We start from the raw sequence: 7,883 nt of genomic DNA, 5'->3' as shown, positions 1-7,883 counted from the left end.
TGCAGTACGGCGCGCGCGCCCGCGTCCTTGCGCCGGAAGCATTGCGCGAGATGGTGCGCCGCAAAGCGGCGGATATGTTGACGTATTACGGAACGGCCGGCGGCGGCGCCAAAAACGACGAAGGGCAAGCCGCCGGGAGCGCGTCATGAGATGTCACTTGCTGTCGCCAAAACCGTCAAAACACGCCGGCGTACACCTCGCGCCACGCCAACGAAACCCGCAGCGCCTCCGGCCGAATGATGATCCCTGGGTCAACGCGCGCCTCTTTCTGCCGGGCGTCGCCTTCCGCGCCCTGATGCCAGTGCCACGTGCGTGGCGACTCCGCATCCACTGCAAGGTAGCGTCACAAGCTGGAGATTGACTGATAGACAGCAAGTTTATCTTCAAGGCCGCGTTCCCTTGTTGTCACCAAAAGCGCCTCCGCCACCAGCGTTGGATTGACCAGTCCACTGCCACCGCCGGCAACGGTGTACGGCATGTTGCTGTCGCTTGTGGGTGAGCGTTTCCGCGCGCGGCACGTCGGCGTCTGTTTGGCGCTGGCGTTCAGTCACACCTACGCCGACGGCGCGCCGCGCCGGTCGCCGTTTCCGCAGGTGGCGAAGACGCTGCGCAAACTGAGTCGCTACAAATACGGCGTACCGAGCAAGCAAGCCGGCCGTGGCAACGCGCCCGACTACATTGAAACGCTCTGTGATGTGACGTTTCTGTGCTGGGTGGACGCTGAACACGAGGTCAACCCGCCCCCAAACCTTGAAGAGCGCCTCGACGAGGCGCTGACCAGACCGGAAGCCGTGACGCGCTACGGCGTGTTGAGTCTGGGACTGAGCGATGACGCCGTCAACGACGTGAGCTTAGTGACGGACATCGCCGGACAGTGGCATTGGCTTGTGCCGAGCGACACCGGACCAATCGCGTTGCCGGTGTGGGTTGACCATGTGGGCTCCGCTCGCACCCGCCGGCGGCGCTACACCATGGAGGAGCAGGCGACCACGCCGCCCTGCTGTCCGCCGGACTCTCATTGGACGGCGATGGAAGCTCCGGTTTGAACGCCACAACCATCTCTGACGCCGCAAGACGTGGTTTCGTTCAGTTTGGTGGTTCAGGAAGCCGGCCGCGCGCGCCGTTTTGAGCGCGCTTTGGAAAGCGCCCTGAATCTCCGATGCCGCAAGGCGGTTGACCAAAAACCTTTCTTCACAAGGAGATCAGTCGCCGCGCCCACACAGGACGACGCTGCGCCGCTCACGCGCGTGATGGCGCTCCATGCGCTCAACGACTGCGAACGCCTTTTTTTACCTTGAGGAAGTAGAAGAAATCAGGCAGGCCAACGACCGGGTTTACGCCGGCCGCCGTCTGCACCAACAGGACATGGCTGAAGGCGCTGAGATCGTCACCGATGAGGTCGAAAGCGAGCGGTGGGGGATTCGCGGCAAGGCGGATGGCGCGCGCTATCGGAACGGATCGCTGGTTGCCTACGAACACAAAAAAGGGCGTTCCAATCGCTGCCAAGCCTGGCCGTCAGACCGACTGCAAGTGAGCGCCTATTGCGCATTGCTTGAAGAGGCGACCGGCAAACCGATGGCGGAAGGTCGCATTCGCTATCATGCCGACAACGTCACGGTCAGCGTGGCATTTGACGAGGCGGCGCGTGCCGAGCTGCGCACGGCGGTGATTCGCGCCGCCGAGTTGCGGCAAACCACCGCGCGCCCACCCATCACCGAAGACAGTCGGCTGTGTCGCTACGGCTCGCTCGCGCCGGTTTGCCTGCCGGAAGAAGAGCGTTTGGCGCTTGATGTAGCGCAGGAAGCGCCGCTGGAGGTTGAACCGGAAACCCAGCCGTCCGCGAATGGGCGCGCGCCGCTCCGATTGTTCCCGGAACGTGATGAGCGCCGCGTGTTGCACATTACGGAACCAGGCAGCCGCGTTGAGCGCGCCGCAGAACAGCTTGTTGTGCACGCTCCTGATCGCCCGGCAATTCAGTTTCCGGGACGCGACGTAGCGACAGTCGTCATACACGGCAGCGCGCAAATTACCACGCAGGCGTTGCACTACGGCGCGGCGAACGGCATCGCCGTCCAGTGGCTGACCGGCGGAGGGCAGGTTGTCGGAGCGTTGAGCGCCGGGACGCCGGGCGTCCAGCGGCGGCATCGGCAGTACGCGGCGTTGTCCGACCCGTCATTTCGGCTGGATTTGGCGCGCCGCTTGGCGATGGCCAAGGTTGAAAACCAGTTGCGCTACCTGCTGCGCGCAACACGTCCGTCTTCGGGATTGGAAACCCGCGACGAGCAACTCGCGTCTGACCTGACGCGCTTGCGGCATGCGCTGTCTCAGCTGTCCCGCGTCACAACGGCTGACGAGCTGCGCGGGTACGAAGGGCAAGCCGGACGGGCGGACTTCAACGCACTGCCGAGACTCGTCCAAGTTGAGGCGTTTGCGTTTACGGGGCGCAGCCGGCGTCCGCCGCGCGACCGTTTCAATGCCTTGCTCAGTTTTTTCTACGCGCTGATTTACAAAGACTGCTTGGCGGCGCTCTTGGCTGTCGGTTTGGAGCCGGCGTTTGGCTTTTTGCATACGCCGCGCAGCGCCGCTCATCCGTTGGCGCTCGATTTGATGGAGCTTTTCCGGGTGTTGCTTGGTGACGTGCCGGTCATTGGCTCAGTCAATCGCCGGCAATGGGATGCGGAGGCTGATTTTGTCATCACACCGCACAAGGCTTGGCTGTCGCAGGAAGGCAAGCGCAAGGCTCTGGCGATTTACGAAGAGCGCAAGCAGGAAACCTGGAAACATCCAGTTTTGCGTTACTCGCTTTCGTATCACCGAACCATCGAACTTGAGGCCCGCCTGCTTGAAAAGGAATGGACAGGACGACCCGGGCTTTTTGCCCGCATGCGGCTTCGCTGAGCGGCGACAAAATGATTGGAAGGAGCGAAAACTATGGAAAAGCACTGGTATTTGGTGAGCTACGACGTACGCGACCCCAAGCGGTGGCGCAAGATTTATGAGCGGGTAAAAGGCCAGGCCGAGCGGGTACAGTATTCGGTTTTCCGCTTTTATGCCACGCGGACGGAGCTGGAAGCCTTTCGTTACGACATAGCTTGCCTCACGGCGCGAGAAGATGACCTACTTGTTGTGCACCTATGTCCTAGCTGTGCGCGGCGCGTGGTTGATACGTCAACTGAGGGAACTTGGGATGAGACCCGTAAGCGCATCGAGATTTTGTCATCAAGCATCTCCGTCTGGACAACGGGGGCGGCGGGTGGCGCGACGCCAAGTCTTGTATTATCAAGTCTTTACGGTCAAGAGCACCGCGAGGAAGCGCTTGAAAGGATCTAAAGCCAAGAAAATGAATGATTTGAGGTTTTGCCGGCGACGGACGTGGCGAGTCGGTCGAGCATTGCAGCGTATGCCCTTGAACGTGCGGACTATATATGATTGGATCAGAATCAGTCAGGGTAACGGCGCGAATTAATCTTTAGATGCCGAAAGGCGTTGAGCACGCTCAACGCGCGCAGCCGACTCGCCATTCGGACGCCGGCGAATTAATCTTTGATGCCGAAAGGCGTTGAGCACTTCACCGGCGAGCGCAAAGTCGCCAAGGGCAAAATGGTCAGTTTTCGGTTCACCGAACACTGAACAAGGCTTGGCCGCCACGACCACCGTCTTCAACCCCGCGTCACAGTCCGCCGGCGCCGTTCCTGCAAGTCCCGTGGAGAGGCCCGCATCGCGTCCATCCTCCTTGACCGGTTGTGCTCCGGTGCGCGCCGACCGACCGCAGTAGGGTGTATCCGAAACGCGACAGCTCATCAAAACGCGCGCCGGCTTGATGGGCGTCATTTGGTCGTCTAGCGAAGCCGGTAGGCAAAAAGCAGCCGCGCCGCGATGGACGATTTGAACCCGGAGCGGGTACGGCTATCTCTCGATACGTTCGCCTTCAGGAGAAAGCTTGAGTTCGGATTTCTTGCCGCGAGCCTTGACGTCGATTTCGTAGCAGACGATCTTGCCGTCCTTCGTCACCGATTCGGCCTTGAGAATCCGCCCGGCTTGCGTCGCGGCCGCCTTGACCTTTTCGGGGAGTTCGCCGACGGGAAGTTCCTCCTCGATTTCGAGCACCGTTCCGGCTTCGTCAATCCGGACGTCACGTTTCCGGCCGTTGACGACCAGTTCCGCCTCATAAACCGTTGTGCCGTCCTCGACTTCCGCGCCAACGCCGCGAATTCTTCCGCCCCTGGCCTGTTCCTCGACCGTCTTGCGAACCGGTGCGGGCAATTTTCGAGCGCGATCTTGCGCGATTTCTCGTCGCCGAGAGCCGGCGAAACCAAAAGCGCCGCGAGGACGGCGGCCAAGCCGAAAGCGCGGATGTTCATGGGTGGAAACTCCCTCCGGGAAGATCGTTCAACTTGCTCCCGAAACTTAGAGCAACGAAGCTAAACAGGCGATAACCAGCTCCTCCGGGGCAAAGGGCGTCGAAACCATTCGCAACGGGCGACCCTGCTATTGTCGGGCGTGAAAAATGGCGTCCACGCACATTGCTCATGGGCGATCAACGAACCGGTCGGCGGGCGCGCCGGCGCACATCCGCCTGTCGCGCCGCCAGCTGGAGAGGAACAAGCGAGCGCTTCCTCGCTGACGCGACGGCTTGACGGGTGTCAGCGCCAAGCTTTTCCGGTGACGACCAGGCAAGTGGCGTGGTTTCGAGGGGATTTCCCTTCAGCGAGGGCTTCGCGGACGTCAGCCGGATGACGCCGAATCAGCGGGGGGAGCCACCGCATGACGCCAACGATAAGGTTTAGGCGACCGTTCTTTTCAAGGGGCATCCGAAGCGCCCGGTCTGCCGCGAGGCGTTCGTCCCGGTCGAATGTCACAGACCGGCCGCTGGGTTTGTCCGTTCGCCTGATACCGTCCGACGCGCCGGACGGCGTTGAGCGGGGTGCGTGCCGTCCGCCGCTGGGCGAGCAGGCTGAGATCGCCGCTCCGGATGGCCATGATGTCAACTGACGTGTCGAGGATGATGCCGAGCACTTATGCTTCCAGATTCCCGAAAACGTCACGGATCGCACCTTCACCTTTGAGCAACCGGTCATGCGCCTTCCAAGCGGCGGACGCGCGTTCATGTTCGCTAATGAGCGCATTGAGGGCGCGCTCGATGGTTTCGGTTTCGGTGGTCGCCCCGAGCAATTTCTGCGCGCGGTGAATCTTGGATTCGCCAACCCGAAGTGCTTGTTGCGACGGTTGGCTGATTGCACGGGTCCAGGCATGGGAGAAATCCTGCTGGGAGGGTTGTGTACAAACTACAGCGTTCTTTGTACATTTGCGGAAACGACCGGAACGGGTGATTGAAATGGGCGATCCGGCGCGAATACAACCAACCGGATCCAGCGTGATCCCCGCACCGGCGTTCCTTTAGACATAGATCGCCTCCTGTTCGATGCGGCGTTTCAGCGCCGGATTCATCCTCTGACGCAAGCGAACCAAATCAACCGGGCGCTGCAAAAGGGCCTCAAGTTCCTCCTTGATATGAGCGGCTAAAAACAAGTTCGGCCGCTCCATCTCAATCACGATGTCCACATCGCTGTCGGCGCCGGCTTCATTTCGCGCCACCGAGCCGAACACCCCGATTCGCGTCACCCCGTATTGCTCTTGGAGTTTTGGCTTGCATCGTTCAAGGACTTTCAGCGCCGTTTCAGTGTTCATGCGTTCGCCTCCGTCATGGTGTTGTCGGCACCGACGCCTGCCCCTGCGCCTTGCGCGGTCGTGACCGAGCTTGCCGCCTGCCGGCGTGAGGCTCCGTTCGCTTGAGTGATCCGCCGCCGGCGCAGATGCGCGCCGGTTCACCTCTGGGTCCGGCTCGAGTCGCTTTGGTCTGGAGCGACACTTTTCGGATGCTCGCTCACGGCGCTCGGCGTCGCCTGGCCGGGAATCAATCGTCAATCTACGCAATCCGCCTTAATTTCTCCTGTTCCCTGACCGCCGCCGCAATTGCCTCGTCACCATCGGCAAGGGGCGAGAGGGCGTCAAGATACGCTTTCTTGATGACGCCGTCGGCTTCCGCTTTGAGTCTTCGGATAATTTCCTTTTTGAGTCCTTCATCGTTTAGCGCCACAGGTGCTAGGGTGACAATGGTTTCGTAGGTCAGCCGATAGTCGGTTTTGGTAATGTTACGTAGTGGCTGATGCACATTTCCAAACACACGCTTGGATGTTCATCTTGGCTTTTCGATAATGGTCTTCTATCAGCCGCCAAGTAACATTACAAAATTACTTCTTCTCACATGTATAATCTATTATAATAGAGAAAAGCATGTAACTGGCAACAATACTACTCAGAAGAACTGCTAATTCTTCTAAAAGTAGAGTATTGTGAATGCTAGAAATACCGCCAATTACTACAAGCGCGGCGAGAAGTAGTGATGATATTAAGCTTATATAATCATATCTTAGAGTACTTGCATTTTTTATTTTCTTTGAAAATTGTATGATATAATATACTAAGAAAAATAATCCAAATATAAACGTGAGTAATCCTATTACTACGTCTAGATCAAGAAAAATACTCATAGGATTCAATAAAAGAATTATGGGTAATGTTACGTAGTAGCTGACTCACATTTCCAGACACACGCTTGGATGCTCATCAAGGCTTTTCAATAATGGCCCTCTGTCAGCCGCCAAGTAACAACAACGAATCATGCTATTCCTCGATAAGCTTATTAAATAAATAGAATTGCCTAATTACTTATATTTATAATTATTACTTTACACATGACTATCGTCTTTTCTCTCCAGAGAAAAATAATAAGAAAATAAGCCTAAAGTATAGCCTATCATAATTCCATTACAACAAAGTATCAGACGTCTTGAAAATAAATAATTAGCTATACATACAATGCAGAATATAATAATAAATACACTGAATAGTGACAAAAAACACCAGTCTTTTACATTGTTCTTTGAAGCAAGCTCACGCCTCCTCACACTGGTAAAAATAAATATAAAACCTATCAAGCTGACCGAAAAAGCGAACAGGCTCGACAATATCTGTAAATCAAAAAAGCTTTTCATAATGCTCCCTACTCATTAGGGCACGGCAGGGATTGGACGCGCCGGAATGGGCCTTCCAATAGCTGGGAGCACTCTGATGATTGCAGGGATCACGGTTGGCGCAGCCGCAGCCGCTCCAACCACGACAACGATAGCCGCGCCACCCAACGCCATCGCTCCATATGCCTGTATCCTGTAATTAGCCGCATTAATCTCATCTTGTAATTGCGCGCTGGTTGGCTGCCGATACCACGGCGGCACGCTTGGCCGGCGGGGCGCATTCCACGGATTGGGCTCACGTTCTCCCAAGCGTGACGGGCGCTCATCTCTGGCGGGACGCGGACGCTTGCGACGCCTCGGCTTGGGGCAGTCATCATCATCTTTAGGACCTCCCGGCGGAGGAGAACTCAAGCACTTGATTAGAGCGTTTATAGCCGCACCTAGGCCTACTAGTGCCAATTCACAAGCAGCAGGTTTATAAGAGGCAAAGCAAAAATCAGCGACAGCAGCCGCAGCAAGAGCAACAGTAGCTACCTTGTCGTCACATTTCAAACCAAGCGCGTCAATTGCGTTTAGCGGATTATTTTCAACGTATCCGTACAGATTCAGCCCGCCGGCTTCCCCAATCGGGTCGCGGCTCAGCCATCGCCCAAGCTCCGCGTCGTATGCCCGATACCACGTCAGGTTCAACCCGCTCGGACGGTGTACCCAATACCCCGCATACCCCCAATCCGCCTTGTAACTCCCCGCCACTTGCGTCGGCCGCCCCCACGGGTCGTCGTCGTACCGCGCCGCCAAATTCCCGTTCCCGTCAATGACCTCCCGAATACTCCCCAAGTGATCCCGCGT

The 7,883-nt window shown here is 57.5% G+C and carries 10 protein-coding genes and 1 pseudogene; 4 read left to right on the top strand and 7 right to left on the bottom strand.

Annotated features, from left to right (window positions below):
• Positions 1-175: 175 nt before the first annotated feature.
• Together NZ585_14820 and NZ585_14815 are read right to left on the bottom strand one after the other, a co-directional pair.
• Positions 176-331 (bottom strand): hypothetical protein, encoded by a 156-nt coding sequence (locus NZ585_14820; protein ID MCS7081304.1) that lies wholly within the window; start codon positions 329-331, stop codon positions 176-178.
• A 12-nt stretch (positions 332-343) separates the two neighbouring features.
• Entirely contained in the window at positions 344-478 is a 135-nt protein-coding gene (locus NZ585_14815) for a hypothetical protein (GenBank protein MCS7081303.1), read from the bottom strand.
• On the opposite strand from NZ585_14815, the gene NZ585_14810 reads away from it, so the two are divergent.
• The 3 genes and pseudogenes from NZ585_14810 (at position 477) to cas2 (ending at position 3,330) form a co-directional block, all read left to right on the top strand.
• Positions 477-1,046 (top strand): type I-MYXAN CRISPR-associated protein Cas5/Cmx5/DevS, encoded by a 570-nt coding sequence (locus tag NZ585_14810; GenBank protein MCS7081302.1) that lies wholly within the window; start codon positions 477-479, stop codon positions 1,044-1,046. The genes NZ585_14815 and NZ585_14810 overlap by 2 nt on opposite strands.
• A 204-nt stretch (positions 1,047-1,250) precedes the next feature.
• Positions 1,251-2,898 (top strand): annotated as a pseudogene (gene cas1, locus NZ585_14805) (type I-MYXAN CRISPR-associated endonuclease Cas1).
• A gap of 33 nt (positions 2,899-2,931) precedes the next feature.
• Complete coding sequence (gene cas2 / locus NZ585_14800; protein ID MCS7081301.1) at positions 2,932-3,330, top strand: CRISPR-associated endonuclease Cas2; 399 nt, start codon at positions 2,932-2,934, stop codon at positions 3,328-3,330.
• Between the two features lie 132 nt (positions 3,331-3,462).
• Here the strand turns inward: cas2 and NZ585_14795 are convergent, their stop codons facing one another.
• The 3 genes from NZ585_14795 to NZ585_14785 all read right to left on the bottom strand — a co-directional run bounded on the left by NZ585_14795 (position 3,463) and on the right by NZ585_14785 (position 5,016).
• Positions 3,463-3,831, bottom strand: a complete 369-nt coding sequence (locus tag NZ585_14795) for a hypothetical protein (protein MCS7081300.1) — start codon at positions 3,829-3,831, stop codon at positions 3,463-3,465.
• A gap of 75 nt (positions 3,832-3,906) precedes the next feature.
• Positions 3,907-4,263, bottom strand: a complete 357-nt coding sequence (locus NZ585_14790) for a hypothetical protein (protein ID MCS7081299.1) — start codon at positions 4,261-4,263, stop codon at positions 3,907-3,909.
• 537 nt (positions 4,264-4,800) lie between these two features.
• Complete coding sequence (locus NZ585_14785; GenBank protein MCS7081298.1) at positions 4,801-5,016, bottom strand: hypothetical protein; 216 nt, start codon at positions 5,014-5,016, stop codon at positions 4,801-4,803.
• Positions 5,017-5,106: 90 nt separating this feature from the next.
• Here NZ585_14785 and NZ585_14780 point away from each other — a divergent pair, with 90 nt between their 5' ends.
• Positions 5,107-5,334 carry a hypothetical protein gene (locus NZ585_14780; GenBank protein ID MCS7081297.1) on the top strand — a complete coding sequence of 76 codons (228 nt, stop codon included), beginning with the start codon at positions 5,107-5,109 and terminating at the stop codon, positions 5,332-5,334.
• Between the two features lie 63 nt (positions 5,335-5,397).
• On the opposite strand, the gene NZ585_14775 is transcribed toward NZ585_14780, so the two are convergent.
• Complete coding sequence (locus tag NZ585_14775; GenBank protein ID MCS7081296.1) at positions 5,398-5,688, bottom strand: nucleotidyltransferase family protein; 291 nt, start codon at positions 5,686-5,688, stop codon at positions 5,398-5,400.
• A 238-nt stretch (positions 5,689-5,926) separates the two neighbouring features.
• Complete coding sequence (locus NZ585_14770; protein ID MCS7081295.1) at positions 5,927-6,172, bottom strand: hypothetical protein; 246 nt, start codon at positions 6,170-6,172, stop codon at positions 5,927-5,929.
• Positions 6,173-7,883 lie beyond the last annotated feature (1,711 nt).

Source organism: Chloracidobacterium sp. (assembly GCA_025057975.1).
In the GTDB taxonomy this organism is placed as follows: domain Bacteria; phylum Acidobacteriota; class Blastocatellia; order Chloracidobacteriales; family Chloracidobacteriaceae; genus Chloracidobacterium.
Note: the sequence above shows the minus strand (reverse complement) of the source record. Positions and strands in the feature narration are given on the sequence as shown.

What these genes read in the sequence shown, in the direction of transcription:
- NZ585_14810 (MCS7081302.1), top strand. Translation starts at nt 477, where the DNA reads ATGTTGCTGTCGCTTGTGGGTGAGCGTTTCCGCGCGCGGCACGTCGGC.
- cas2 (MCS7081301.1), top strand. Translation starts at nt 2,932, where the DNA reads ATGGAAAAGCACTGGTATTTGGTGAGCTACGACGTACGCGACCCCAAG.
- NZ585_14780 (MCS7081297.1), top strand. Translation starts at nt 5,107, where the DNA reads ATGTTCGCTAATGAGCGCATTGAGGGCGCGCTCGATGGTTTCGGTTTC.
- NZ585_14775 (MCS7081296.1), bottom strand. Translation starts at nt 5,688, where the DNA reads ATGAACACTGAAACGGCGCTGAAAGTCCTTGAACGATGCAAGCCAAAA.
- NZ585_14795 (MCS7081300.1), bottom strand. Translation starts at nt 3,831, where the DNA reads ATGACGCCCATCAAGCCGGCGCGCGTTTTGATGAGCTGTCGCGTTTCG.
- NZ585_14815 (MCS7081303.1), bottom strand. Translation starts at nt 478, where the DNA reads ATGCCGTACACCGTTGCCGGCGGTGGCAGTGGACTGGTCAATCCAACG.